Source organism: Streptomyces sp. NPDC050145 (genome assembly GCF_044460245.1).
GTDB lineage: Bacteria > Actinomycetota > Actinomycetes > Streptomycetales > Streptomycetaceae > Streptomyces.
This window is the reverse complement of the sequence record NZ_JBITJS010000003.1, coordinates 47,933-74,008: the sequence shown is the minus strand read 5'-3', so window position 1 is coordinate 74,008 and position 26,076 is coordinate 47,933. Positions and strand designations below refer to the sequence as shown.

The window sequence follows — 26,076 nt, the reverse complement described above, 5'->3', positions numbered from 1 at the left end:
CCCCTGCACGGTCAGGTCTCGCGCGGAGGGCGCGTGCTCGCGCGCACGATGAGCTGCGGTTCCACGAGGAGGTGCTCGGCCTTCCGGGCCCGGCCCTCGATGTGGTCCACAAGGAGTCCGATGCTCCGGCGCCCGATGGCGGCAAAGTCCTGGCGGACCGTCGTCAGCGGCGGTGGGAAGTACTCGGCCTCGGGGATGTCGTCGAAACCGGCGACGGCCACCTCACCGGGGGTGCGGATCCCGGCCTCGCGGAGCGCCCGCAGGACGCCGAGCGCCATCTGGTCGTTGGCGACGAAGACGGCCGTGACCGGTGCCGCCCCGCGGCGGGCCCGGGCAAGTCCCGCGAGTTCCTGTCCCGCCCGGTACCCGGACAGCGGGCTCCAGTCCCCCGTCAGGACGCGCGGCGGCCGGATGCCGCTCTCCTCCAGGACCCGCCGCCATCCCGCGGTGCGTGCCTCGCTCTCCATCCAGTCCTCGGGCCCCGCCACGTGCCGGACCGTGCTGTGCCCGGCGGCGAGCAGGTGCTCCGTGACCAGGCGGGCGCCGCGCTCCTGGTCGAGGGAGACTCCGGGCAGGTCGAGCTGATGGCTGCCCTCCACGGTGACCACGGGGAAGGGCGCGTCCAGCTCGGCGAGGGCATGGATGTGCGAGCGCTGCGGGGTGATGGCGACGACGCCTTCCACGCCCCAGGACGCGAGGTGGTCGACGGCGTCCTTGAGCCCCTGCCCCTCTCCGGTGGGCAGACTGACGGTGGAGACGAGATAGCCCTGCTCCCTGGCCGCCTCCTCCAGCCCGGTCAGGGTGCTGGCGGGCCCGTACAGGGCGGTGTTGACGGCGATGACGCCCAGGGTCCTCGTACGGCGCGTGACCAGCGCGCGTGCGGCGGAGTTGGGGCGGTAGCCCAGCCGCTCGATGGCCAGGGTGACCTGTTCCCGGGTGGCCGGGCGCACGTGGGGGTGACCGCTCAGCACTCGGGAGACGGTCTGGTGGGAGACTCCCGCCTCTCGTGCGACATCGGCCATCGTCGGTGGGCGGACGTCTTCCGCGGGACGCGCCACGTTCGCCTCCCCTCTCCCTGCTTTCCTGTGAGCGCCGACGGCGTCAGGCGTACGACCGCAGCCAGCGCAGCTTGGCCGCCTCGTGGTACGGGCCGCCACCCTCGTGGTCGTTGAAGTCGTAGACCTCGATGGCCTTGTCGGAGCCCGCCCAGGCGTTGAACGCCGCGAAGACGGTCGACGGCGGGCAGGTCTCGTCCTCCAGCGCCGCCGAGAACAGCGCGGGCGCACGACCGCGGGCGGCGAAGTGGACGCCGTCGAAGTACGACAGCGTGCCCAGGGCGTCCACGGTGCGGCCGCGGTGCGTCCTGAGGTAGAGACCGATCTCTCGGTACGGGTGCCGGTCCGTCAGTCTCGTGGCGCGGGGGAAGTCGCACAGGAACGGCACGTCCGGCGCCACCGCGGCCAGGTCGGGCACCAGACCGCCCACGGCGATGGTGATGCCGCCGCCCTGGCTCCCGCCGAGCGCCACGGTCCGTGAGGCATCCGTGAGCGGGTGTGAGCGCGCCGCCTCGACCGCACGCACGGCATCGGTGAACACCCGCCGGTAGTAGTAGTTCTCCGGGGCGTCGATGCCCCGGGTCATGAAGCCGGGGTACGCCGCCGCGCTGCCCACGGGGTCGGCGGTGCCGCCACCGCCGCCCCAGACGCTGCCCTGCCCCCGGGTGTCCATCACGAAGTGGGCCCGGCCGCTGGACGCCCACAGCAGGTTCTCGTGGGGAAGGCCGCGCCCGCCGCCGTACCCGATGAACTCCACGACCAGCGGCACCGGTTCCTCGGCCTCGGCCGGCAGCCGCAGCCAACCCTTCACCGGGTGACCGCCGAACCCGGCGAACGTCACGTCGTAGACCCGAACGGTCGACAGTCCCGCGTCGACCGGCTCGAAGCGGGCGTCCAGGTCGAACTCACGTGCCTCCTGAAGCGTCTTGGCCCAGAAGGCGTCGAAGTCCTCGGGGGCGACCGAGTCGCTCCGATACGCGCGGAGTTCGTCGAGAGGGAGGTCGAAATGGGGCATGCGGGGCCTCCGTCGGCAGGCAGGGTGATCGACCACACCGTACGTGGAGCGCGCACAGCCCACCAGAGCCTGGGCCCGACCGCGAAAGGTCCAGGTCAGTGCGCCTGCCCCCGCGCCTTGAGCCGGGTCGCCGGCACCTCCGGGGCGGGCAGCCGGTCTCCGTCGTAGCCCTTCACCTCGCCGAAGCGGGTGCCCGACATCCAGTCCTCCCGCGCCTGGCGGACGTCCTCGTCCGTGCGCCCCACGAAATTCCACCACATCACGATCTCCTCCCCGAAGGGCGGGCCGCCGATCAGGATCGACCGGGCGGTGTCGTCGGTGTCGTTGGTGAGGGTCACCGTGGCGGCGCCGGGCTCCAGGTAGCCCAACTCGGCGCGCTTCAGGGGCGTCCCGGCGAAGGTGACCGCGCCCTCGTCGACGAGGAGTCCGTGCTCGAAGGCCGGGTCCACGTCGAGCGTCACGCTCGCGCCCGGGTCGAGCAGCAACTCCGCGCCGAGCAGCGGGCTGTAGGTCCGCACGGGCGAGGTGGAACCGGCGAGGGTGCCGAGGAAGACGCTGACATCGGCGCCGTCGATCCGGACGCGCTCGGGGGCGTGGTGCTGGAAGGCGGGGTCGGTGTTCCGGTGCCGGTCCGGCAGGGCGACCCACAGCTGGACGCCGTGCAGCACGGTGGTGGCGGGGGTGGAGACCTCGGAGTGGCTGATGCCGTGGCCGCTGGTCATCAGGTTCAGCTCGCCGGGACGGACCATGGCGTGCGTGCCGAGGCTGTCGCGGTGCTCGATCTCGCCGCTGAACAGCCAGCTCACCGTCTGCAGTCCGGTGTGCGGATGCGGGGCGACGACCATCCCACCGGTGTCGCCGACGTCGTCGGGACCGTAGTGGTCGATGAAGCACCAGGCCCCGATCAGCGTCCGGGCCCGCTGCGGCAACGTCCGGCGTACGTTCATGGCGCGCGGCCCGCCCAGGGGCACGTCCCGCGCGGTGATGACCTCGGCCCGCGGCGCGCCAGGATCCGTGTCCGTGCCGTCTGCGACGCTCATCCTCGCCCTCCCACCCTAGCTAGTTTCATGTTCAACAATTATGCTTGATCATACGACGCGGCACCCACCGGCGCCAGCGACGACGGGCAGGTGCCCGACTCACCCGACAGGAGAGCAAATTGAGCGATACGGCAGCCGGACCCGACGCGCGTGTCTTCGTCGACAAGCAGAGCCCCAAGGCCTATCACGCGCTGGTCCAGACGTCGGACGCCGTCCGCACGACGGCGGCGGACGCGGGGCTCGACCGCATTCTGGTCGAGCTGGTGAATCTGCGCGTGTCGCAGATCAACGGCTGCGCGTACTGCCTCCACGTCCACACCCGTGCGGCGCTGCGGGCCGGCGAGACCACGCAGCGTCTCGGAGTCCTGGCCGCATGGCGTGACACCGAGGTGTTCACGGAGCGCGAGCGGGTGGCACTGGCCCTTGCCGAGGCGACGACGTCCCCGGCGGACGGCGCCGCGCAGGACGCCGCCTACGCGCAGGCCCGCGCGGTCTTCACGGACGACGAACTCTCCGCCGTGGTCTGGGTCGCCATCACCATCAACGCGTTCAACCGCGTCTCGATCCTGAGCAAGCATCCGGTGCGGCCGAACCCGGCGTCGTAGCGGGCCGGGAACAGCAGGGGGAGAACGACGGAGCATCCGGCAGGCATGCCGGGTGCGCATGGCACACCTGCGCGATACGCGCTGGTGCGACGGGGCGTCGCCGGGTGAGGATCTTGGCGTGGACGAGAAGCACGCAGAGAACGAGAAGCAGAAGCAGGCCCGGCTCACGCACGTCGCCGCGCCGGAGGGCGTCGCGCCGGGGACGGGATACAGCCAAGTCGTCAGCGGTACGGGGAGATTGATCGCGGTCTCGGGGCAGATCTCCGTGGACGAGAAGGGGGAGCTGGTCGGTGAGGGGGACGCCGGGGCGCAGGCCCGTCAGGTCTTCGAGAACCTGAGTCGCTGTCTGGCCGCGGCCGGTGCGAGCTTCGACGACGTCGTCAAGCTCACCTTCTACGTCACGGACGTGGCGCATCTGCCGGCGGTGCGGGTGGCGCGCGACGCGTACGTGGACGTGGAACGGCCGCCGGCCAGTACGGCGGTTCAGGTGGCGGCGCTGTTCCGGCCCGAGCTGCTGCTCGAGGTGGAGGCGTGGGCGCTGGTGCCCTGAGGGTCCACGCGCTCGCGTACGTGGAGGTGGCCCTCCCCCGGCTTCCCCGGGAGCGGGGGGAGGATCTCCGTCAGGGCAAAGCCCGCCTTCTCCGCGACGCGGCAGGACGCCGGGTTGCCCACGTTGTGGATCAGCTCGACGCGGGTCAGGGCGGGCGTCGTGAACGCCCAGTCCGTGAGGAGAGTGACGGCTCGGGCGGCCAGACCGCGCCCTCGGGCCGGTGCGCCGATCCAGTAGCCGACCTCGGCCACCGGGCCGGTTCCCCCGGGGCGCTTGAGGACCAGGTGGCCGGCCACCTCGCCGTCCGCGACGACGGCGAAGCAGAACCGCTCCCCCGTCCCCTGTGACGCGTTCTGTTCGGCGATCCAGCGCTGCGCGCCCGCCGTGTCGGTGACGCGGTGCGTCGTCCAGCGGCGCAGCGCGTCCTCGTCCATCAGGGCGGGCAGCACGGCGGCGTCGGCCGCCGCCCAGGGGCGCAGGGTCAGGTCCCGGCTGCCGAGTACGAGTGTGTCCGTGTTCATGTGCCGGTTGCCGCCCCTTGACTGTCCTGCCGTGTGCCGCGCGCCGTCGCGTGTGCTGAGGCGCAGCGTAACGAGGCCGCCCAAGTGTCATCGCGCCCGGGTGATTTGACGATGGCTTGAAGGGCCATCCATTTCCTGTTCCATGAGAGTTCTCCGCGCCGTCCCTGACGCCGCCGGGTGCCGTCCCTAGGGTCCTTGAGGGCTTGTCAGGAAGGGACTCATGGACACACCTGAGGCGATGGACACTCCGGAGGCGGACGCGGCGGCGATACGGGCCCGCGGCATCACCAAGACGTTCGGCGACGTGGTCGCCCTCGACGGCGTCGATCTGGACGTGGCCCGCGGGCGGATCCACGGGCTCGTGGGGCCCAACGGCGCGGGCAAGACCACGCTGCTCGGGCTGTTGCTCGGGCTCGCGCTCGCCGACGACGGACACCTGGAGATCCTCGGCGTGCCCGTCGGACGGACGCTCGCCGTGGGCGACGGCGTCGCCGGGTTCGTGGACGGGCCCGGCCTGTACCCGTCACTGACCGCGCGCCAGAACCTCCGCGCCCTGGCGGCCCTGCGCGGCGGCCCCGCCCGGCCCGCGGAGATCGACGACGTGCTCGCGGAGGTCGGCCTGACGGACGTCGCCGACGACCGCACGCGCGGCTTCTCACTCGGGATGCGGCAACGGCTCGGCCTGGCCGCCGCGTTGCTGACCCGCCCCCGGCTCCTCGTCCTCGACGAGCCCGCGAACGGCCTCGACCCGGCCGGCAAGCGCCAGGTGCACGGCGTGCTGAAGCGGCTGGCCCGCGAAGGGGTCGCCGTGGTGCTGTCCAGCCACCGCATGGACGACCTGGAGGCGCTCTGCTCCGAGGTGACGATCCTCGCGGCCGGACGCGTCGTGTTCACCGGCCCCCTGGCCAAACTGGCCGCCGAGAACCACGAGCTCGACTACCGGTTGCGCACCCCGGATCCGGCGCGGGCCCGCGCGCACGCCGCCGAGGTTCCCGGCGTCCGGCTGCACACCGGTGAGCACGCCGGCCAGGACCCCGAGGTCCTCGTCCTCGGCGCACGGACGGAGGCCCTCGACGAGCTCGTCGCCCGTTGTGTGCGCGACGGCGTCGCCGTACGGGAACTCGCGCCCGTCGTCTCCCCGCTGGAGGCGGCCTTCCTCGCCCTCACCACGACCGAAGCGAACGGCGAACCGGACAGCGGACCGGTGACCGCCCCGACCGAGGAGGCCGGCCGATGAGTGCCGTCGCGCTCGCCCCCGACAACGTTGCCGCACCGCCCCGACCCGCCCTGTTCCTACGGGGCCTGCGCTTCGAGTGGGTCAAACTCCTCTCCCAGTGGCGCATCCGGCTGCTGCTCCTGGCCTGCTGGATCGCCCCGGCGCTGTTCGTCGCGGCCGTCTCCGCGCAGGGCACCCTGCCCACGGACACCCTGTTCGGCCGCTGGATGCACGCCTCCGGCTGGGCAGGCCCGCTGGTGATCCTCGGGTTCGCCGGGTCGTGGGCGCTGCCGCTGCTGACCTCCCTGGTGGCCGGTGACGTCTTCGCCGCCGAGGACCGGCTCGGCACCTGGCGGCATCTGCTCGTCGCGGTGCGCTCGCCGCGGCGGATCTTCGCGGCGAAGGCGCTCGCGAGCCTCGGCGTACTGCTGCTGCTCGTGGCGGGACTGGCCTGTTCCAGCGTGATCGGCGGCCTCCTCGCCGTCGGGAACCACCCGCTGGTGGGCCTGGACGGACACCAGCTCGCCCCCGGCGACGCCGCGTTCCGGGTGCTGCTCGCCTGGCTCTGCGCCCTCGCGCCGACGCTCGCCCTCGCCGGGGTCGGACTCCTCGGCTCCGTGGCCCTCGGCCGCTCCCCCATGGGCCTCCTGCTGCCCGCACTGGTCGCCCTCGTGATGCAGCTCGCGCAGATGCTGCCGGTGCCGGTCGCCGTGCGCGCGGCGCTGCCCGGCTACGCCTTCATCTCCTGGAACGGCCTGTTCGCCGCGCCCGTCCAGCTCGCCCCGGTCCTCACCGGCGTCGTCGTCGCCCTGATCTGGGCGGTGGCGGCGACCGCGCTCGCGTACGTCCTGTTCGTGCGGCGGGACTTCACGGACCTGAGCTACGACGGTGCGGGACGCCGCGCGATCACGCTGGGCGCGCTGCCCCTGGCCGGGCTGCTCGCCGGCTCGGTGGCGGTCGTCGGCGCGGCGAGCCCGGCCTCGGGCTCGGGGATCACGCAGCCGAAGGTCGAGCGGTCGGTCGCCGTGGCGTTCGGCCATCTGTACCGGATGCAGACGGAGCAGCTGCACCGGCCCGCCGTCACCGAGGCGCAGTTGAAGACGTCCGCCGCGTGCTCCAAGGGCGACGTGCGGGACGGCGCCGAGGGTGCGGGCAACGACTGGCGGTGCGTCGTCACCTGGCACCTGCCCGGGCTGCGGGCCACCGGATCGGCGATCTACCAGCTCGACGTCACGCCGGACGGACGGTACGTGGCGGACGGCGACGGGCCGAAGGAAGTGAACGGCTACTTCCTCGTGCGCACCGCCGAGGGCGACGCCGCCAATCCGCTGTGGCAGTTCGACGGCAACGTCGAACTGCCAGCCGCCACCCCATGATCCGGCCGTCCGCTTGATCCGGCCGTCCGCGCCGCCCCCGAACCAGCCACCTCCCACACCCCTCGACCCTCTGAAGGGACAACCATGCAGGTGACACGTCGTCGTCGGGCTGTGGAGAGAGGCCGGTCCGGTCTCCTGCGCAGACCCGCCGGCCGTCGCACCCCCTTGGTCCTCGCGGGCATCTGCGCGCTCGCCCTCGCAGCGACCGGCACCGCGCTGGCCTCCACCACCCAGTTCGGCGAGGACCGGGTCGGCCAGGTCACCGACCGCGGCCAGGTCGTCTCCGCCGACCAGTACATCGACCCGTACGGCGAGCGGCTCGTCATCGACAACGGCAAGATCATGTCGTCGACGGTCAGCCCGGACGGCAAGCACCTCGCCGCCTCCCTCGCCGACGGCGGCTCCGCGCTCGGCATCGTCGACCTCGACGGCTGGAAGGTGCGCCAGCTCGTGGGCAGCGGCGCCGCGTCGCAGCCGCGGATCGCGTCCAACGAGGTGGGCCAGGAAGGGCCCACGTACTCGCCGGACGGGAAGCAGCTGTGGCTCGGCCAGACCGACGGCTACACACGGTTCACCGTGAACGCCGATGGTTCGGTCACCGACCCGAAGACCGTCAAGCTCCCGGCGGACGGGGCGAAGCGGGCGCTGGTCGGCGAGCCGGTGTTCTCGGCCGACGGCGCCACCGTGTACGCGGCGGTCAACGGGCAGAACAAGGTCGTCGCCCTCGACGCCGCCACCGGCGCGATCAAGCAGTCCTGGGCCGTGGGCAACGCCCCTCGCGACCTGATCCAGGTCGGCGACAAGCTGTACGTCGGCAACGAGGGCGGGCGCCCCGCCAAGCCCGGTGAGAGCACCATCAACTCGTACGGCACCCAGGTGCCCGCCGACCAGCGGACCGCCGCGACGACGACCGGCACGGTCAGCGTCATCGACCTGGCGCACCCGTCCTCGGACGTCGCGAGCATCGACGTGGGGCTGCACCCGACGGCGCTGTACGCGAAGAAGGGCGCGCTGTTCGTCACGAACACGGCCACCAACGACGTGTCGGTCATCGACACGGCGAAGGACGAGGTCGTGCAGACGATCGCCACCCAGCCGTGGCCGGAGGCCTCGGTCGGCTACGAGCCGGACGCGGTGACGCTCACCGACGACGGGCACCTCCTCGTGACCCTGGGCCGGGCGAACGCGGTCGCCGTCTACCGGTACAAGAGCGCGCAGGAGCCGGTCGACTACGTGGGTCTGATCCCGACGGACTACTTCCCGTCCGAGATCACGACCGTCGGCGACCAGGTCGTCGTCTCCAACACGCGCGGTGTCGACGCCCGGCGTCCCACCAAGGCGGCCGGTCACGGCACGCACGACACGACGTCGAGCCTCACCCGGTTCGAGCTGCCGAGCGACAGGACGATCAAGTCGCTGACGGGCAAGGTGTTCCGGCAGAACGGCTGGACGCGCGGCGCCGTCAGCAAGGCGACCGAGGGCCGCACCCCGAAGCCGGTGCCGGTCCCGGCGCGGCTCGGTGACCCGTCGACGATCAAGCACGTGTTCCTGATCGTGAAGGAGAACCGGACCTACGACCAGGTCTTCGGCGACGTCGAGAAGGGTGAGGGCGATCCCGCGCTCGCCCAGTTCGGCGAGAACGTCACGCCGAACCAGCACGCCCTGGCGGAGCAGTTCGGCCTGTACGACAACACGTACGACATCGGCACGAACTCGGCCGAGGGCCACAACTGGCTGATGCAGGCGGACAATCCGGAGTACACGGAGTCCTCGGCCGGTGCGTACAAGCGCAGTTACGACACCGAGGACGACGCGCTCGGGCACCAGCGGACCGGGTTCATCTGGACCGGGGCGCAGGCGGCCGGCAAGTCGGTGCGCAACTACGGCGAGTTCCAGCAGTTCCTGACGAAGCCGGCCGACGCGAGCTGGCAGAACCTGTACTGCGACGCGAAGAACATGCGGTCCACGGGCGCGGACACCGCGTACGACCTGGTGTCGTCCTCGCCGATCCCGTCGCTCGACGAGGTCTCGGAGCACGGCTTCGCGAAGTTCGACACGGCCGTGCCGGACATCTACCGGGCCGAGATCTGGAAGCGTGACTTCGAGAAGAACGGGCCGAAGAACCTCAACATGTTCTGGCTGTCCAGCGACCACACCGGCGGGCCCGCGGGGGCGGCGGCGCAGGTCGCGGACAACGACCTGGCGACGGGCCGGATCGTCGACACGATCTCGCACAGCAAGTACTGGAAGGACTCCGCGATCTTCGTGGTCGAGGACGACTCCCAGGCGGGCCTGGACCATGTCGACGGGCACCGGGCTCCGGTGCAGATCATCAGCCCGTACGCGCGGCGCGGTGTCGTCGACAGCCGCTACTACACGCAGATCACGATGATCCGCACGATCGAGCAGATCCTCGGGGTCCACCCGATGAACCAGAAGGACAGCGCGGCCACGCCGATGCGCGGGGCGTTCACCCAGCACCCGGACGTCACGCCGTTCACCGCGCTGCCGAACCGGACGCCGCTCACCGACGGTCTGAAGACGCCGCCGTCCTGCGGTCTGGACACCCCGGCCGCGCAGAACCCGTCGGCGGCGGCCGTGCCCACGCTGAAGGTGCCCGCCGAGCGGCGGGAGCTGGCGGCGACCTGGGACCGCTGGAAGGCGAAGCAGCGGCTGACCGGCCCGAACGCCACCCCGGACTTCGCGAACCCCGCGCAGATGAACCACTTCACGTGGTACGAGACGCACGGGTGGAAGAAGCCGTACCCGGGTGAGAGCAAGCTGTACGCACCGCAGGACGTGCCCGGCGCGTTCCTCCCCTCCGCGGAGCGCGACGGCTGATCCTCCGGACCGTCCTGCTTCGCAGGGGCGGTGACGCCGGGACTCCCCCGGTGTCACCGCCCCTGTCTCGTCTCCCGGGCCTTCTCGGTCTTCTCCGGGCAGTGGGTGCCGCGGTAGATGGTCGGCATGCAGCGGTTGCAGTGGATGCACAGGGAGGGGGTCGTGCGGTCGCGGCCGATGCGTTCGACGAGGTCCGGTTCGCGCAGCAGGGCGCGGGCCATGGCGACGAACTGGAAGCCCTCCTTCATGGCCAGCTCCATGGTGTCGAGGCCGGTGACGCCGCCGAGCAGGGTGAGCGGCAGGTCGAGGGCGGCCCGGAAGCGGCGCGCGGGTTCCAGGAGGTACGCGTCCTCGTACGGGTACGTGCGCAGGAAGCGGTCCCCGAAGAGGCGGATGCCGAGTCGCTGCGGGGCGGGGAACTGGGCGGCGAACTCCTTCAGCGGGGCGTCGCCGCGGAACAGGTACATGGGGTTGAGCAGGGAGCTGCCCGCGGTGAGCTGGAGGGCGTCGAGGCCGCCGTCGTCCTGGAGCCAGCGGGCGACCTGGAGGGACTCGTCCACGCCGAGGCCGCCGGGCACGCCGTCCTTCATGTTGAGTTTGGCGGTGATGGCGATGCGGTCGCCGACGGCGTCGCGGACGGCGCGGGCGATGCCCCGGGTGACCTCGGCGCGGTGGGCGAGGCTGCCGCCGTAGCGGTCGGTGCGGCGGTTGAGCTTGGGGCTGAGGAAGGCGCTGGCCAGGTAGTTGTGGCCGAAGTGGAGTTCGACGGCGTCGAAGCCGGACTCGACGGCGATCCGTGCGGCGTCCGCGTGGGCCCGGGTGACGCGGGCGATGTCCTCGGCGGTCGCCGCCCTGGTGCGGCGCAGGCTGACGGGGCTGAAGCGGCGCTGGGGGGCGAGGGCGGGCAGCCCGGTGGAGGAGGTGTCGGCTACGGGCCCGGCGTGGCCGAGCTGGGCGCAGGCGGCGGCGCCCTCGGAGTGCACGGCGTCGGTGAGGCGGCGCAGTCCGGGGACGGCTTCCGGGCGCATCCAGATCTGGCGGCGTTCGGTGCGGCCTTCGGGGGCGACGGCGCAGTAGGCGACGGTCGTCATGGCGATGCCGCCGGCGGCGTGCCGGCGGTGGAAGTCGACGAGGTCGTCGGTGACGAGCGCGTCGGGGGTCATGCCTTCGAAGGTGGCGGCCTTGATGACGCGGTTGCGCAGGGTGAGGGGGCCGAGGCGGGCGGGCGCGAGCGGATCGGGTGCCTGGTGCGGGCGGGGCTCGGGCATGGGGTCAACCTCCTGACAGGTCAGGCGAGTTGGGCGGAGACGGAGTGCGGCACGGCATGACAGCACGCCACGCCGCACTTTTCCATCGCCGCGTCCCGGCGGCCGGGACCGACTGCGCCGTCGGCCGCGCCGGTCAGCTGTCGAAGAGGCCCTTGAGGGTGCGCTCGCGGGAGGCGCGTACGTGGTCGCGGGCCGCGGTGGCGGCGGCCTCGGGGTCGCCGGCGACGATGGCTGCGGCCAGTGCCTCGTGCTCGGCCTGGATCATGCCGAAGTCCTCGACCTTGCGGCGCAGCCAGTCGACGCGGCCGACGATCGGCTCCAGGGTCTCGGCCAGCAGCTTGTTCCCGGCGAGGGCGGTGATCTCCTCGTGGAGGCTGGAGTTCGCGTCGTGCACGGCGGAGGCGTCCCCGGCGCCGGCCGCGTCCCCGGCCCGTTCGGTCGCGGCGGAGAGCCGGGTCGGCGCGCCTTCGGCGACCCGCTCGGCGGCCTGCCGCGCGGCGAGCACCTCCAGGGCCTCGCGCAGGTCGTACAGCTCGGAGACCTGGCGGCGGTCGAGGGTGCGCACGACCACGCCCCGGGTGGGCAGGTGCTCGACCAGGCCCTCGTGGTGCAGGATGCGCAGCGCCTCGCGGACCGGCAGCCGGGACACCTTGAACTGCTGGGCGAGTTCCTGCTCGACGAGGCGGGTGCCGGGCGGCAGGGTGCCGTCGTAGATGCTGTTGCGCAGGTGTTCGCGGACGATGTCGCGCAGCGGCTTCTTGTTGCGGTACAGCTTCGAGGACGATGAGGACGAAGTCGTCACGGGTCTCTGCTCACACTCGTTCGACGGACCGGGGGTGCCAGTCTGGGCCTGACGGGCCTGTCTTCGCCAGGCCGGGGGCGCTGTGCGGGCTCGGTTCAGCCGCCGGCGGGCGCTCCGAGCAGGTCGAGGACGAGGGCGGCGGCGCTGGGGACGGGCTCGACGATGTCGACGAGGTCCAGTGCGGCGAGCCGGCGGGCGGCGTCGCTGAGCGGACCGCCCGCGATGATCACGGCCTCGGCGCCGTCCCGGTCGACGCAGGCGCGGACGGCGCCGGCGAGCTCCTCGTACTGCTGGTCGGCGGAGGCGGCGAGCAGGAGCGGGTCGGAGGGGGTGAGGCGGACGCCGGTGAAGGCGGCGGCGTGGCCGTGCCGGGCGACGAGCTCGGTGAGCGAGTCGACGAGCAGCGGGGTGCTGGTCGCCATGCCGAAGGTGCGGCCCCCGGCGGCGGCCGCGTGGACGGAGGCCTGGCCGATGCCGATGACGGGGACGTCGATCTCCTCGGCGAGGCGGTCGCGGGCGGGGTCGCCGATGGCGGCGACGATCACGGCGGCGACGGGCGGGGCGGCGGTGTCGGCGAGCCGGTCGCGGACGGTGTCGACGACGTGCTGGGCGGACTCCTTGAGGGTGATCGGGTCGGTGATCATCGCGGGGCCCTGCCCGACGGTGCGGCTCTCCACCGTGAGTCCCGCGGGGGCCAGGCGGGTCCGGGCCAGCTCGGCCATCATCGAGGTCGTGCCCCGGTTGGTGTTGGGGTTGACGAGCAGGACGGTCCGGGTTCCGGTGTGCGGGGGCAACGGAGGGGCCCTTTCGTTGGGCGCCCGAGCGGGCTCGGGCGTGGGGTGACGTGAGCGTCCCATGATGACGGCGCCGGCGGCGGGGAGGCCGGGCGGGCCCGGCCTCCCCGTGCGGCGCGCGGGCTACTCGCCGAGGTCGAGCAGGCTGTCCGGGTTGCCCTTGATCATGGTGATGATCTCGTCGGGCTTGAACTCCAGGTCGAGGAGCGAGCTGATCAGGGTGCGCATGCCCTCGACGGGCGTCGGGCCGGAGCGGATGCCGTAGTCGGTGCCGAGGATGAAGTGCTCGATGCCGATCTCGCGGATCTGCCGGGCCCAGGGCATGATGCCGGTGAACTCGGGGGCGTTGGCTATGCCGGCGATCTCGTCGGCCCACTCGCGCTCGACGTAGTAGTTGGTGCGGGGCAGGCCGCGGTGGAACATCCAGTCGGAGACGGCGCCCTCGAGGAAGACGCCCTTGGCGGCGAGTTCCTTCTGCTGCTCGGTCGTCATGCGGCCGCGGCACGGGTGCGCCACGACGATCTTGCGGATGCCGGCGGCCTGCGCGAGCTCGACGAGCCGGAAGGCCTCCGGGACGGAGAGGTGCCCGGTGTTGAGGTGGACGTCGGGCCGCTCGGCGATCAGGCCGAGGATCTCCTCGAGGTCCCCGGGGACGGGCCCCTCCAGCGGGATGCGGATGGCGCGGGACAGCTCCTGCTCGGCGAACTTGGGGTACTGGTCCTTGAACGGGACGGGCTTGCCGTCGACGTAGGAGCCTTCGTGGCTGGCCATGAAGTGGGTGCAGTGCGCGCCGAAGTGGACGAACTTGGCGCCGGCGCCGTAGTGCAGGGCGGTCTTGACGGCGCGCGGGTTCAGGCCGCCGAGGACGGAGGTCATGATGATGCCGCCGAAGATCTCGATCCCGGGGACCTGGCGCTTCACCAGCATCGACGTGCCGTTGCTGATGCCCATGGTGTGGTCGTAGTAGACGAGGGACTTCATGCCGGCGTCCCGCGCCTGCTCGGCGATGGCGAAGGGGTCGAGGCGGCCGGGGCAGGACTTGAGCCACGGGCCGGCGTGGACGTGGACGTCGCTGACGCCGCGGATCAGCTCGTCGGGCAGGTCCATGGAGCGTTCTTCGGAGGTCTCGTACAGAGCGGTCACTTGGCGTTCTCCTCACAGATGGCACGGATGTGGGCGGCGCTGTCGCGGATCTGGCTCACGGCCTCGGTGTAGCCGAAGGGCTGTGCCGCGTAGGTCTCCAGGTCCGGCAGTTCACCGGCGGCGATGCGCTGTTCGTAGGCGCGGACGGTCTTGAGGTAGTCGGCGAACTCGGCGGTGGTCAGGTCGGGGTGGGCCCGGAGGAACTCCTCGTCGTAGATCTCCAGGAGCCACTTCTCGGGGCTGCGCGGGCGGTCCTCGTACGACTCGTAGGTCTCCAGGGTCAGGTTCAGTCCGGGGTTGGCCGCCATGAGGATCGGGACGACCTGGGTGAAGTCGACGACGCCGGTTCCGCAGGGGCGCAGCTGGTACCAGAGGCCCTCGTCGCCGTGGGCGAGGTGGGCGTCCTTGATGTGGGTCTGGCGGACGTAGGGCGCGACGCGGCGGGCCGTCCACACGGGGTGTTCGACGCGGTGCAGGGCGTTGGCCGTGTCGTAGACGATGCCGACGACGTCGGGTCCGACGGCCTCGGCGAGGCGGACCAGTTCGAAGGAGGTGATCTCCTCGTGGGTCTCCAGGTTGATGTGGATGCCGAGGTCACGGGCGTAGGGGGCGAGCCGGCCGAGGAAGCGCTCGGTGGCGGTCAGCTGCTCGTCCCAGGTGACGTCGGTGCGGAAGCGGTCCCAGGCGAGCCGGCCGTGGTACTGGGGTTTGACGAGGGCGGTGGAGCCCCACAGTTCGCGGCAGCCGATGGCGGCCGCGGCCTCCATCATGCGACGAAAGCCGAGAAGGGTGTCGCCGTCGCCGATCGCCCGCAGTTCGGGGGCCTCGGGGATGGCGAAGGGGTTGACCTTGCCGAGGCCGGTCTCCAGGTAGAGGCCGAGGTCGTCGGCCCGGGCCCGCAGGTTGCGGAGCTCGGCGGCGTCGAGGGTGGGGCTCAGGTCCAGGACCGAGCGGAAGAAGACTCCGTCGAGGCCCAGTTCTCTGGCGTGGGCGAGGGTTCCACCGGGTCCTCGTTTGGCGGACTCGGGGATCTTCAGCCCGTCGATTCCGATGCGCACGGCCGTGTCCAATCCTTGGGTCGTCGAAGGGGTGTCGTGGGTGGTGTCAGTTCTCGTCGTGGAGTTCCTCGAGGGAGCGGCCGAAGGTCTCGGGGCCGAAGGGCACGGCGACGAGGACGACGGCGCACATGACGGCGACGAGGCCGAGGAGTGCGGTGGGGCCCATGGAGCCGAGCAGGGCGCCGGCGACGGGCGGCAGGAGCGCGCCGCCGATCATGCCGAGGTTGGAGATGACGCCGATGCCGAAGGCGCGGACGCGGGTCGGGTAGAGCTCGGGGCACCAGGTGGAGATGGAGCAGTTGGCCCACCAGGAGAAGAACTCGAAGAGGAAGCCGAGGATCAGGATCTCCGTCGCCCCGTCGGCCAGGAACGGGAAGGCGAGGGCGGAGGCGCAGGAGAGGGCGGCGGCGACGGCGATGGTGGGCTTACGCCGGAAGCGGGTGTTGAGGTAGGTGGCGAAGAGGGTGCCCATGACCGCGCCCATGAAGATGATCATGGAGAAGGTCAGGCTGGTGGCCACGGGGTAGCCCCGGTCCACGAGGAGCGTCGGCCAGAAGGTGAGCAGGACGAACTGGGCGCCGAACAGGGCGGCGGTGCAGGAGCCGAGGACCGCGGAGTTGCGCCCGAGGCGGCCGCGCAGGATCTCGGTCCACTGAGCCTTCTCCTCGCTCAGCCTGAGACCCTCGGGCAGGTAGCTGGTGACGGCGAGGCCGCGCGGGTTCATCTTGCCGGAGGCGAGGACGCTCAGCGCCCGGTTGGCGTCGGCGGTACGGGCCTTGGAGATGAGGTAGCGCGGGGTCTCCGGCATGTGGCGCCGGGTGTAGAGGACGAGCAGGGCCGGGAGGCAGAGCAGGACGAACACCCAGCGCCAGCCGGCCTCGGGGCCGCCGAGGAGGGCCGGCAGGTGCGGGCCGATCCAGCCGACGGTGAGCAGGCCGAAGAGGTACGCGGCCGGGTTGCCGAGGCCGCCCGCGCCGACCTGGAGCAGCGAGATGGCGGTGCCGCGGAACTGGGTGGAGGTCATCTCGGCGAGCAGGGTGAGGCCGACGACGAACTCGCCGCCGAGGCCCAGCCCGACGACGATGCGTCCGGCGACGAGGACCTCGAAGTTCGGGGCGAGGGCGCAGATCAGGGCGCCCAGGCTGTAGAGCGCAAGGTTGAAGTTGAACATGGTCTTGCGGCCCTTGAGGTCGCTGAGCCAGCCGGCGAGCGCGGCTCCCACGTACATCGCGCCGAAGGTGGCGGAGGCGAGGAAGCCGATGCCGGTCGAGCTGACGCCCCACTGCTCCTTGAGGAAGGGGGCGACGATCCCGACGGTGTTCTGCTCGATGACGTCGAAGAAGGCTCCGAACACGACGATCGAGAGGATCACCTTGTGGCAGCGGTTGGTGCCGATCCGGTCCATCGCCTGGGCCAGCAGGTGCTGGGCCCGGCGCTGGTCGTCGGCGCCGGACGGTGCGGGGGCGGCTTCGGGTGCGGGTGCGGGTGCGGGTGCGGCGAGGTTCAGGGGCGGTTCTGGTTCCGAGCGGAAGTGCGTCATCGCGGGCTCCTTTGAGCTCCGGGCACGGGGGCGTGTCGTGAACCTGGGGCTCCGGCGGGGAACCGGAGCATCGAGGGGTGGGTTCCGGCGTGGAGCGGCCGGGGGTTGCCCGACGCGTCTGACACGACCGTCCCGCGGTCTGGAAGCAGCATTCCGGTCCCGCTTGGGATCCCATAGTGCTCGCGGGAATTCCCCGGGGTCAACACTTGGGATCCCATTTTCTGGATCCCAAGTGCGACGAGGTGAGACCTCCTGGCGATCACTCAACAAACTGTTGAATCGCGGGAGTTGAGGGTGCGCCGTCCCGCGCCGCTGGCTCCTTGCGGATGAACAGGAAGACGAGCACCACGCCGACCAGCTCCACCCCCGCGATGACCAGCAGGCCCAGCGAGTAGGAGCGGTGCTCGCCTTCATGCCGCCGAGGAACTGGGGCGCGAAGTAACCGGCGAGGTTGGCACAGGAGTTGATGAGGGCGACGCCCGCGGCGAGCGCGGTGCCGGACATGTAGCGCGGCGGGAGGCTCCAGAAGACCGGGATCGCGCCCATCGTGCCGCAGGCGGAGAGGGCCAGCGCGGCGAGCACGCCGAGCGAACTGCCCGCCTCCTGGGCCACGGCGGCCAGGACGAGCCCGACCGCGCCGGTCGCGGCGGCCCAGGCCGTGTGCCGGCGCGCCTCGCGCCGCCGGTCGGACCACCAGCCGTTGACGAGCATGCCGACCCAGCCGAGCGCGAAGACGCTCGACATGATCCAGCCGAGGGTGGCGAGGTCGGTGAATCCGGCGTCGGCGACGAGGCTCGGACCGTAGAAGGACAGCGTGGCGTTGCTGGTGATGACGCAGAACAGGGTCAGGATCAGCACCCACGTCGTGGGGAGCCGCAGGAGCCCGCGCAGCGAATGCTCCCGGTCGGCGCCCGCCTCGGCCTCGCGGCTCAGCTCCCGCTCCACGAAGGAGCGTTCGTCCGGTGTGAGCCACTTGGCCTCGCGCGGGCGGTCGGTCAGGAGGAAGAAGGCGAGCAGGCCGAGGAGCACGGACGGCACGCCCTCGATGATGAAGAGCCACTGCCAGTCGGCGTGGCCGAGCAGGCCGTCGGTGTGCTCCATGATGAATCCGGCCAGCGGGCTGCCGATGAGCATGGCGAGCGGCGAGGCCGACATGCAGACGGCGACGGCCTTGCCGCGGCGGTGCGCGGGGAGCCAGTACGTCAGGTACAGGATGATGCCGGGATGCAGTCCGGCCTCGAACGCGCCCTGCAGGAAGCGCAGCGCGTAGAAGTGCCAGGGCGCGGTGACCCAGGCCATGGCCACGGAGACGACGCCCCAGCCGATGGCGATGCGCATGATGGTCCTGCGGGCGCCGATCTTCTCCAGCAGCAGGTTGCTCGGCACCTCGCACAGGAAGTAGCCGAGGAAGAAGATGCCGGCGCCGGCGCCGTAGACGGCCTCGCTCCAGGACAGGTCGTCCAGCATGGTCAGCTTCGCGAAGCCGACGTTGACGCGGTCCATCCAGGCGATGACGTAGACGAGCGTGATGAAGGGGACAGTCCGCAGGACGACCCGGCGGAGGACGCGGTCACGGTGCTGCGGGTCCAGCGGTGCGGTGCGGGAGTTCGATGCTTGCTCGGCCATGCCCTGCTACCACCTTTTCTCCGCGGATCATTCCGCGGAACGCTCCGGGGACTCTCCGGGGAAGCGGAAGGGAGGAGTGCGCGCGGGCCGGCGCCGGGCGCCCGGGGACGCGGGTGAGGGCCGAAGGCCGCGCGCGGGGATGGTGGGCCGGCAGGCCGAAGGGTCCCGGCGGGCGAGGGTGGGCCGGCCGGACGCTTCGGCGAGGGCGTCACTGGCCCCGCCCGGGACGCCGGAGATCCTGGCGTCGCTGCGACCGGGCAGGGCTACTGCCCGACTGTGGGGCCTCGGGTTCCGGGGCGTCAAGAGCCGTGCGGGAACAAGCCCGAGCGCCGGAACCGGCTGTTCCGGCGCCCTGTCCGCAGGGCCGCCCGGCACACGCGTCCGGCGGGGCGGCGCCGTCGTCACGGAGCCGCCCCGCGCGGAAGCGGAACCAGGTGTCGGGCCTTGTCAGACCCCGATGACCGCCAGCTGGTCGGCGACGACCACGCCGTCGTGCAGGACGGTGCGGTCGGTGCCGCGGTCCATGACGGCGCTGCTCGGGGTCTCGCCGTCGACCAGGAGGAGGTCGGCGCGGTCGCCCACCGCGAGTCCGGGCCGGTCGGCGATCCCCTTCAGGCGGGGCACGTCGTGGTCCATGATCGAGGCGCCGCCGAGGGTGGCGACGGCCAGCGACATCTCGATGAGCTCGTCGCGCCGGTAGTTGTTGGTGAAGGCGAGCTGCCAGGTGCGGTCGAGCATGTCGCAGTTGCCGTACGGGCTCCAGTAGTCGCGCTGGCCGTCCTCGCCGAGGCCGACGCGGACGCCCGCCTCGGTGAGGTCAGCGAGGGACAGCTGGTTGCTCACCGAGGGCGCCACGGTGGCCATGGCGACGTCGAGTTCGGCGAACGCGTCGATGAGGCGGCGGCTCACGGACTCGCTGATCGAGCCGAGCTCGTAGGCGTGCGAGAGGGTGACCTTGCCCTGCATGCCGAGGGCGCGGGTGCGCTCCAGGATGAGGTCGGTGGAGAACACGCCGAGGTGGCCGGGCTCGTGGAGGTGGATGTCGACCTCGACCTGGTACTTCTCGGCGAGGCCGAAGACGATGTCGAGGTGCTGCTTGGGGTCCTTGTCCAGGGAGCAGGGGTCGATGCCGCCCATGACGTCGGCGCCCGCCTTCAGCGAGGCCTCCAGGTGGTCGACGGTGCCCTTCTCGCGCAGGATGCCGGCCTGCGGGAACGTCATGATCTGGACGTCGGCGCGGCCCGCGAACTTCTCCTTCGCGGCCACGACCGCGTCGAACTTCTCCAGCTTGCAGTCCACGTCGACCTGCGCGTACGAGCGCACCCGGGTGGTGCCGCGGGCGATCATGCGCTCCAGGGTCCCGGCGACCCGCTCGGGCAGCGGGACCTCCGCCGTGCGCCAGTTCTCCCGGTCGTTCATCGTCATCGTCCACACGCCGGGCCCGCCGGTGTGCGGGCGGAACGGGAGGCCGACGCGGGTGGAGTCCAGGTGGACGTGCACATCGCTGAAGGAGGGCAGCAGGAGCCGGCCGCGGCCCTCGACGACCTCGCCGGCCGGGGCGGCCGCGGGGTCGTGGGGGCGGATCGCGGCGATGCGGGTGCCGGACAGCTCGACGTCGCTGCGCTCGCCGCCCCAGGGGCGGACGTCACGGATCAGCACGGAGGTCACCTTTCTTCGATGTCGATGTCGATGTGGTGGCAGGCGGGGCTGCCGGTCGGCACCTCGTCGGCGCAGCGGCTCGCGCTCTTCTCGTCGAGGGTGAGGCGCAGCGGGCAGCGCGAGCGGAAGACGCAGCCCGACGGCGGGTTCGCGGGGCTCGGCAGGTCGCCGGCGAGCCGGACGCGTCCGCTGCGGTCGGCGTCCGGGTCGGCTTGCGGCACGGCGGACAGCAGGGCCTGCGTGTACGGGTGGCGAGGGTTGTCGAAGACCTCGCGCGTGTCGCCGTGCTCCATGATCCTGCCGAGGTACATGACGGCGACGCGGTGCGCGAAGTGCTTGACCACGGACAGGTCGTGGGCGATGAACAGGTACGCGACGCCCGTGTCCTTCTGGATGTCCTCGAGCAGGTTGATGACCTGGGCCTGGACGGACACGTCGAGCGCGGAGACCGGCTCGTCGCAGATGATCAGCTTCGGGTCCAGGGCGAGGGCGCGGGCGATGCCCACGCGCTGCTTCTGGCCTCCGGAGAACTCGTGCGGGAAGCGGTTGTAGTGGTCGGGGCGCAGGCCGACGCGGTCCATCAGGTCGCGGACGGTGGCCTTGACGCCGCTGGGCGGGTTGATGCGCTGGGCGAGCAGCGGCGCGGCGATGGCGCTGCCGACGGACTGGCGCGGGTTGAGCGAGGAGGACGGGTTCTGGAACACCATCTGGACGCGCCGGCGGTAGTCCTGGAGGTCGCCGCGGCGCAGCTCGGATATCTCGCGGCCGTCGAGCTTGATGCTGCCGGAGGTGGGTTCGAGCAGCCGCATCAGGAGGCGTCCGGTGGTGGACTTGCCGCAGCCGGACTCCCCCACCAGGCCGAGGGTCTGGCCGGCGCCGACGGAGAAGCTGACGTTGTCGACGGCCTTGACGACGCCGCCCGATCGGAAGGCGCTGGTGCGGGTCGGGAAGTGCTTGGTCAGGTCGGTGACCTGGAGCAGCGGGGTCGGGGTCATCGGGCCACCTCTCGGGCGGGTGCCGCGACGGTCAGGTGGCAGCGCGACGGGTGGTTGTCGGGCCCGGTCAGCGCCGGGCGGCTGGTGGCGCAGGCCGCGTCGGGCACGCGGTGCGCCTCGGGGCAGCGGTCGGCGAACAGGCAGCCCTCGGGCAGGGCGAGCAGCGAGGGCGGGAAGCCCGGGATGGGCCGCAGCCGCTCGGACTGCCCGGTGAGGGACGGCATGGACGCCAGCAGGCCCTGCGTGTAGGGGTGTTGGGGGTCCTTGAAGAGGTCGGAGACGGTGGCGCGCTCCACGCACTCGCCGCCGTACATGACGACGACCTGGTGGCAGACCTCGGCGACGACGCCGAGGTCGTGGGTCACCATGATCACCGAGGTGCCGGTCTCCGACTGGAGTTCGGCGAGCAGGTCCAGGATCTGGGCCTGCACGGTGACGTCGAGGGCGGTGGTGGGCTCGTCCGCGATGAGGAGTTCCGGCTCGCACACCAGGGCCATCGCGATCATGGCGCGCTGGCGCATGCCGCCGGAGAACTCGTGCGGGTAGGAGGAGTAGCGCTTCTTCGGGTCGGGGATGCCGACGCGGCCGAGCATGTCGACGGCGACGGCGGCCGCGGCCTTCTTCGAGACCTGGTTGTGCACCCGGTAGGCCTCGGCGATCTGCGTCCCGACCGGGTAGAAGGGGTGCATCGCGGAGAGCGGGTCCTGGAAGATCATGGCGATCTTCTTGCCGCGGTAGGCGCGCATCTGCGCCTCGGTCAGCGGGTTGAGGTCCGTGCCGTCGAGCAGGACCTGCCCGCTGACCCGGGCGGAGGTGTCCTTGAGCAGGCCCATCAGGGCCTGGCTCGTGACGGTCTTGCCGGAGCCGGACTCGCCGACGATGCCGACGGTCTCGCCACGGGCCAGGGTGAGGTCCATCCCGTTGACGGCGTGCACGAGGCCGTCGTCGGTCGGGAAGGTGACGCGCAGGTCGCGGATCTCCAGCATGGGGGTGGGTGTCGTGGTCATCAGTTGACCCTCACTCGCGGGTCGATGACCGCGTAGGCGGCGTCGACCACGACGTTGGCGACGATGATGAAGAAGGCGGCCATCATGGTGATGGCCATGGTCACGGGCAGGTCGCCGGACTGGGCGGCGTGCACCGCGGTGAATCCGATGCCGGGGACGGAGAAGATCTGCTCGGTGAGGACGGCGCCGCCGAGCAGCAGGCCGATGTCGAGGCCGAGCATGGTGACGACGGGCGTGATGCCGGCGCGGGCGCCGTGCCGGAAGACGATCTTGGGCCGGGACAGGCCCTTGGCGCGGGCGGTGCGCATGAAGTCCTCGCCGAAGGTCTCCAGCATGTTGCTGCGGGTGACGCGGATGTACTGGGCGCTGAACAGGACGGCGAGCGCCACCCACGGCAGCAGGTAGTTGAGGATCCAGCCGCCGGGCCCGGCGGGCCCGAACGGCGAGGTGATCTCGTTGGTGGTGAACGGCAGGACGTGCAGCGTGCTGACGAAGAACAGCAGGAGCAGCAGGCCGGTCACCGGGATGGGCAGGGACACGCCGACGGAGGCGGCACCGACGATGACCTTGTCGGCGAACTTCCCCTTGCGCAGCGCGGCGAGCAGGCCGAGGCCGACGCCGACGACGGTCCACAGGACGATCGCGCCGACGGCCACGGACAGGGTGTACGGCAGGGCTCGCGCGATGATCGCGGTGACGTTCTCGTTGGTCTGGAACGACTTTCCGAGGCAGGGCCATTCGCACAGGGTCTGACTGCCGGGGGCACCGACCCACCGGCCGTGCAGCAGGCCCGTCATGTAGTCGACGTACTGGGACAGGAACGGCTGGTCCATCCCGAGGGCGACGCGGGCCTGGGCGACACGCTCAGGGGTGCACTCCTGACCGCAGGCCGCCGCGGCCGGGTCCGCCGGACCGAGCTGGAACAGGCTGAAGGTCACGAAACTGATGACGATCAGCAGGGCGATCATCGCGGCGAAGCGCCGCAGCAGGAATCTGGTCATGGTCTCGTCAGTTCGCTCGTCGGTTCGTCAGCTCGTCAGTTCGTCACTTCTCGACGCCGACGGTCGACAGGTCGATCGAGCCGAAGAAGTAGCCGACCTGCGCGCTGCGGATCTTGGAGCCGACGACGCTGTTGGTGAAGGAGCGGGTCAGCGGGACCAGCGGGTAGTCCTGCATGATCCGGTCGTAGAGGGTCGCCCACTTCTTGCCCAGCTCCTCGCTGGTGCCGTTGGCGCCGCGCAGCTCGTACAGCTCCTTGGAGAGCTTCTTGTCGTAGTAGCGCGGGATGTTGGAGAACCCGTAGGTCTTGCCGTCGATGCTCGGGCCGATGTTGGGGTCGATCGTGGTGCGGACCGAACCGCTGTCGGCGCCGCCGCACCAGCCGCTGCGGGCGATGTCGGGCATCTGTTCACCGGCGAGGATCGTGTAGTAGTTCGCCGCCGGGATGGGCCGCAGCTGGAGGTCGATGCCGATGGCCTTCAGGTTCTGCTGGAGGGTGTTGCCCATGCTCTTGTAGCGCGGGGTGGCGTCGGCGTAGCCGTACACGAGCTTCTTCGGGAACTTCTTGCCCTTGAGGAGCTTCTTGGCCTCCTCCGGGTTCGGCTTGCCGGCCGGGTCGAGGGCGGTGTGCTGCTCGACGTAGCCGCGCTGCGCGTCGTTGATGTACGACTGGGCGAGCTGGCCGAAGCGGTTGCCGCCGTACTGGACCTGGATCGCCTTGCGGTCGATCGCTATCGCGATGGCCTTGCGGACCTGCGGGTCCTTGATGGTCTCGGTGTTGAGGTTCAGCACGTCGGTGCAGCCGAGGAGGCCGGCGGCGGTGCGCTTCTTCACGTCGGGCTGGTTCAGCTTCGAGGCGTCGGAGGCCTGGAGGCCGCCCTGGCTGTCGAGGGTGACCGCCGTCGGGTCGGAGTCGGCGAGCAGCTGCTGACTGATGGTCGCCTGCGCCGTGGAGAGGCTGAAGGTGAACGTGTCGGGCAGGGCGGGCCGGTTGGGGTCGGTCGCCGCGTCCCACTGGTCGTTGCGGACCAGCTTCATGGTGCGCCCGCGCTCGTACGACTTGATCTTGTACGGGCCGGAGGAGACCGGGTGGTTGGTGTAGTCGAGCTTGGTGTCCTTCGACTTGGGCACCGGCGCCGTGTTGGAGCGCGAGACCAGGGCGGGGAACTCGGCGAAGGGCTGCTTCAGGTGGAAGACGATGGTGTGGTCGTCCGGGGTGTCGATGGCCTTGAAGTCGCCGCCCTTGTAGGGGCCCTTGTACGTGTCGTCGGTGAGCGCGGCGTTCAGCTCCTGCGGCGCCTGGGTGTAGACGTCACGGGCGTAGGTGCGCTCGACGCCGTACTTGATGTCCTGGGACGTGATCGGCTTGCCGTCCTCGAACTTCAGGCCCTTCTTCAGGGTGTACGTCCAGGTGAGGCCGTCCTTGGAGGCCTTGCCCAGGTCGGTGGCGAGGTCGGGGACCATCGTGGGCGGCTGCCCGGCGGTCTCCTTGGCCATGACGAGGGTGCGGTAGTAGAGCTGGCCCACGTTGGCGGTCTGCACGTAGTTGCTGTTGCCCGGGTCCAGGGTCTGGAAGTCCGCGGACATCAGGACGTTGACGTTGCCGCCCTTGGTCTTGAAGTCCTTGCCGACCTGGACGGGGTCGAAGGCGTCGGCGTTCGCGCGGGAGCCGGAGCCGGGGGCGGGCTTGCTGCCGCTGCACGCGGTGAGGGCCATCGCGCTGCTGAGCACGATCGCGATCGCGGCTGCTGTACGTCGAGTCACTGCGTCTCCTTGAAGAGGGTGAGGAGCGGTGTTCCAGCGGGAGTTCAGTTGCGGGAGGACTTGGGGTCCAGGGCGTCGCGGACCGCGTCGCCGAGGAGGTTGAAGGCGAGCACCGTGATGACGAGGGCGCCGGCGGGGACCGCGAGGAACCACGGGTCGGACAGGTACCAGTTGCCGGACTGGGCGGCGTTGAGCATCTGGCCCCACGAGGGAGTGGGGTCCTTGACGCCGACACCGAGGAAGGAGAGGGCGGCTTCCGCGGTGATGTTGGTGGGGATGAGCATGGTCGCGTAGACCAGGACGACGCCCATCACGTTGGGGATGATCTGCCGGAAGATGATGCTGCGGCGCGAGGCGCCGTAGGCGCGGGCGGCCTCGACGAACTCCTGCTCGCGGATGGACAGCACCTGGCCGCGCACGACGCGGGCGAGGTAGGCCCAGCCGAAGAAGCCGAGGATGATCACCAGTGAGGCGACCGGCAGCAGGCTGCCCTGGTCCAGTGCGGTGCCGCCGAGGCGGGACTGCATGATCGGGGTCAGCGACAGGACGAGCAGCAGGTGCGGGAAGGCGAGGAAGAGGTCCATGATCCGGCTGATGACCATGTCGACCTTGCCGCCGAAGTAGCCGGCCGCCGCGCCGATCACGGTGCCGAGGACGACCGAGACGGCGGTCGACAGCAGGGCGATGATCAGCGAGATCCGGGCGCCGTAGGCCATGCGCGCGAAGATGTCGCGGCCCAGGCCCGGTTCGAGGCCGAGCCAGTGATCGGTGGACGGGTAGCGGTAGTACTCGAGCGGCAGGCCCGGGGTGTCGAACTCGTCGAGGTAGTCGGGCCCGGTCAGCGAGCGGTACGGGTCCTGGCCCTCGAGGTGCGTGAGCAGCGGGGCCAGGATCGCGAAGAGCAGGATCAGGGCCACGACGATCAGCGCGCCGACGGCGATGCGGCTGCGCCGGATGCGCAGCCAGGCGGTGGCCAGGAGGGACCGGGCGGCGGCCGGCTCCGCGGACGGGGCCGCGGCGGCCTTCTCAGGGGGTGGGGGCAGGGTGGCCACCTGTCCGTCGGCGGGCTCCGGCGTGCTGGCGCGGGGCGTCCGACGAGGCGACACTTGCGGATCCGACACGTCGGTTCCTCCGTGCTCGGGGGCAGGAATGGCCGGACGGTATACCAAGAAGTGGCCCGCCCACCAGAGCCCTGTCGACCG

The 26,076-nt window shown here is 71.3% G+C and carries 21 protein-coding genes; 5 read left to right on the top strand and 16 right to left on the bottom strand.

Annotated elements, in window-relative coordinates; genetic code table 11:
- Positions 1-11: 11 nt before the first annotated feature.
- The 3 genes from ACIBTU_RS07010 to ACIBTU_RS07000 form a co-directional block, all read right to left on the bottom strand.
- Positions 12-1,058 (bottom strand): LacI family DNA-binding transcriptional regulator, encoded by a 1,047-nt coding sequence (locus ACIBTU_RS07010; protein WP_399124894.1) that lies wholly within the window; start codon positions 1,056-1,058, stop codon positions 12-14.
- A gap of 43 nt (positions 1,059-1,101) precedes the next feature.
- Positions 1,102-2,070 carry an acetylxylan esterase gene (locus tag ACIBTU_RS07005; protein WP_399124893.1) on the bottom strand — a complete coding sequence of 323 codons (969 nt, stop codon included), beginning with the start codon at positions 2,068-2,070 and terminating at the stop codon, positions 1,102-1,104.
- Positions 2,071-2,165: 95 nt separating this feature from the next.
- The gene (locus ACIBTU_RS07000) at positions 2,166-3,110 is read right to left on the bottom strand and encodes a pirin family protein (protein WP_399124892.1); all 945 of its coding nucleotides are present in this window, start codon (positions 3,108-3,110) and stop codon (positions 2,166-2,168) included.
- Positions 3,111-3,229: 119 nt separating this feature from the next.
- Here ACIBTU_RS07000 and ACIBTU_RS06995 point away from each other — a divergent pair, with 119 nt between their 5' ends.
- Together ACIBTU_RS06995 and ACIBTU_RS06990 are read left to right on the top strand one after the other, a co-directional pair.
- Positions 3,230-3,715, top strand: a complete 486-nt coding sequence (locus ACIBTU_RS06995; RefSeq protein ID WP_399124891.1) for a carboxymuconolactone decarboxylase family protein — start codon at positions 3,230-3,232, stop codon at positions 3,713-3,715.
- 118 nt (positions 3,716-3,833) lie between these two features.
- A complete protein-coding gene (locus ACIBTU_RS06990) occupies positions 3,834-4,265 on the top strand; it encodes a RidA family protein (protein ID WP_399124890.1) in 432 nt (143 codons plus the stop codon).
- On the opposite strand, the gene ACIBTU_RS06985 is transcribed toward ACIBTU_RS06990, so the two are convergent.
- Positions 4,199-4,786 (bottom strand): GNAT family N-acetyltransferase, encoded by a 588-nt coding sequence (locus tag ACIBTU_RS06985; protein WP_399124889.1) that lies wholly within the window; start codon positions 4,784-4,786, stop codon positions 4,199-4,201. The genes ACIBTU_RS06990 and ACIBTU_RS06985 overlap by 67 nt on opposite strands.
- Positions 4,787-5,006: 220 nt before the next feature.
- Between ACIBTU_RS06985 and ACIBTU_RS06980 the strand changes: the two genes are divergently transcribed.
- The 3 genes from ACIBTU_RS06980 to ACIBTU_RS06970 all read left to right on the top strand — a co-directional run bounded on the left by ACIBTU_RS06980 (position 5,007) and on the right by ACIBTU_RS06970 (position 10,219).
- Positions 5,007-6,023: an ABC transporter ATP-binding protein gene (locus ACIBTU_RS06980; RefSeq protein ID WP_399124888.1), complete on the top strand. Its 1,017-nt coding sequence runs from the start codon at positions 5,007-5,009 to the stop codon at positions 6,021-6,023.
- On the top strand, positions 6,020-7,378 hold the full coding sequence (locus ACIBTU_RS06975; protein ID WP_399124887.1) for an ABC transporter permease: 1,359 nt from the start codon (positions 6,020-6,022) through the stop codon (positions 7,376-7,378). The genes ACIBTU_RS06980 and ACIBTU_RS06975 overlap by 4 nt, the downstream gene beginning before the upstream one ends.
- An 84-nt stretch (positions 7,379-7,462) precedes the next feature.
- A complete protein-coding gene (locus ACIBTU_RS06970) occupies positions 7,463-10,219 on the top strand; it encodes an alkaline phosphatase family protein (RefSeq protein WP_399124886.1) in 2,757 nt (918 codons plus the stop codon).
- Positions 10,220-10,272: 53 nt separating this feature from the next.
- On the opposite strand, the gene ACIBTU_RS06965 is transcribed toward ACIBTU_RS06970, so the two are convergent.
- From ACIBTU_RS06965 to ACIBTU_RS06910, 12 genes are all read right to left on the bottom strand, one after another.
- Positions 10,273-11,487 carry an NADH:flavin oxidoreductase gene (locus ACIBTU_RS06965; protein WP_399124885.1) on the bottom strand — a complete coding sequence of 405 codons (1,215 nt, stop codon included), beginning with the start codon at positions 11,485-11,487 and terminating at the stop codon, positions 10,273-10,275.
- A 133-nt stretch (positions 11,488-11,620) separates the two neighbouring features.
- Entirely contained in the window at positions 11,621-12,289 is a 669-nt protein-coding gene (locus ACIBTU_RS06960; RefSeq protein ID WP_188340733.1) for a GntR family transcriptional regulator, read from the bottom strand.
- Between the two features lie 95 nt (positions 12,290-12,384).
- Positions 12,385-13,083, bottom strand: a complete 699-nt coding sequence (locus tag ACIBTU_RS06955; RefSeq protein ID WP_399124884.1) for an aspartate/glutamate racemase family protein — start codon at positions 13,081-13,083, stop codon at positions 12,385-12,387.
- Between the two features lie 123 nt (positions 13,084-13,206).
- Positions 13,207-14,226 carry a DUF6282 family protein gene (locus ACIBTU_RS06950; RefSeq protein ID WP_399124882.1) on the bottom strand — a complete coding sequence of 340 codons (1,020 nt, stop codon included), beginning with the start codon at positions 14,224-14,226 and terminating at the stop codon, positions 13,207-13,209.
- Positions 14,223-15,284 (bottom strand): sugar phosphate isomerase/epimerase family protein, encoded by a 1,062-nt coding sequence (locus tag ACIBTU_RS06945; RefSeq protein ID WP_399124881.1) that lies wholly within the window; start codon positions 15,282-15,284, stop codon positions 14,223-14,225. Before ACIBTU_RS06945 ends, ACIBTU_RS06950 begins: the two co-directional genes overlap by 4 nt.
- A 46-nt stretch (positions 15,285-15,330) precedes the next feature.
- Positions 15,331-18,450, bottom strand: coding sequence for an MFS transporter (locus ACIBTU_RS06940; RefSeq protein ID WP_399124880.1), 3,120 nt, complete (start codon positions 18,448-18,450; stop codon positions 15,331-15,333).
- A gap of 447 nt (positions 18,451-18,897) precedes the next feature.
- Entirely contained in the window at positions 18,898-20,109 is a 1,212-nt protein-coding gene (locus tag ACIBTU_RS06935) for an amidohydrolase family protein (RefSeq protein WP_399124879.1), read from the bottom strand.
- Positions 20,110-20,114: 5 nt separating this feature from the next.
- Positions 20,115-21,104 (bottom strand): ABC transporter ATP-binding protein, encoded by a 990-nt coding sequence (locus ACIBTU_RS06930; protein WP_399124878.1) that lies wholly within the window; start codon positions 21,102-21,104, stop codon positions 20,115-20,117.
- Positions 21,101-22,111: an ABC transporter ATP-binding protein gene (locus ACIBTU_RS06925; protein WP_399124877.1), complete on the bottom strand. Its 1,011-nt coding sequence runs from the start codon at positions 22,109-22,111 to the stop codon at positions 21,101-21,103. The genes ACIBTU_RS06930 and ACIBTU_RS06925 overlap by 4 nt, the downstream gene beginning before the upstream one ends.
- Entirely contained in the window at positions 22,111-23,112 is a 1,002-nt protein-coding gene (locus ACIBTU_RS06920) for an ABC transporter permease (RefSeq protein ID WP_399124876.1), read from the bottom strand. Before ACIBTU_RS06920 ends, ACIBTU_RS06925 begins: the two co-directional genes overlap by 1 nt.
- Positions 23,113-23,155: 43 nt before the next feature.
- Positions 23,156-24,874, bottom strand: coding sequence for an ABC transporter substrate-binding protein (locus ACIBTU_RS06915; protein WP_399124875.1), 1,719 nt, complete (start codon positions 24,872-24,874; stop codon positions 23,156-23,158).
- Positions 24,875-24,918: 44 nt separating this feature from the next.
- A complete protein-coding gene (locus tag ACIBTU_RS06910) occupies positions 24,919-25,917 on the bottom strand; it encodes an ABC transporter permease (protein ID WP_399125367.1) in 999 nt (332 codons plus the stop codon).
- Between the last annotated feature and the right edge of the window lie 159 nt (positions 25,918-26,076).

Coding starts and splice junctions, on each gene's coding strand:
- ACIBTU_RS07005 (WP_399124893.1), bottom strand. CDS start 2,070: ATGCCCCATTTCGACCTCCCTCTCGACGAACTCCGCGCGTATCGGAGC.
- ACIBTU_RS07000 (WP_399124892.1), bottom strand. CDS start 3,110: ATGAGCGTCGCAGACGGCACGGACACGGATCCTGGCGCGCCGCGGGCC.
- ACIBTU_RS06985 (WP_399124889.1), bottom strand. CDS start 4,786: ATGAACACGGACACACTCGTACTCGGCAGCCGGGACCTGACCCTGCGC.
- ACIBTU_RS06980 (WP_399124888.1), top strand. CDS start 5,007: ATGGACACACCTGAGGCGATGGACACTCCGGAGGCGGACGCGGCGGCG.
- ACIBTU_RS06975 (WP_399124887.1), top strand. CDS start 6,020: ATGAGTGCCGTCGCGCTCGCCCCCGACAACGTTGCCGCACCGCCCCGA.
- ACIBTU_RS06970 (WP_399124886.1), top strand. CDS start 7,463: ATGCAGGTGACACGTCGTCGTCGGGCTGTGGAGAGAGGCCGGTCCGGT.
- ACIBTU_RS06965 (WP_399124885.1), bottom strand. CDS start 11,487: ATGCCCGAGCCCCGCCCGCACCAGGCACCCGATCCGCTCGCGCCCGCC.
- ACIBTU_RS06940 (WP_399124880.1), bottom strand. CDS start 18,450: ATGGCCGAGCAAGCATCGAACTCCCGCACCGCACCGCTGGACCCGCAG.
- ACIBTU_RS06930 (WP_399124878.1), bottom strand. CDS start 21,104: ATGACCCCGACCCCGCTGCTCCAGGTCACCGACCTGACCAAGCACTTC.
- ACIBTU_RS06925 (WP_399124877.1), bottom strand. CDS start 22,111: ATGACCACGACACCCACCCCCATGCTGGAGATCCGCGACCTGCGCGTC.
- ACIBTU_RS06920 (WP_399124876.1), bottom strand. CDS start 23,112: ATGACCAGATTCCTGCTGCGGCGCTTCGCCGCGATGATCGCCCTGCTG.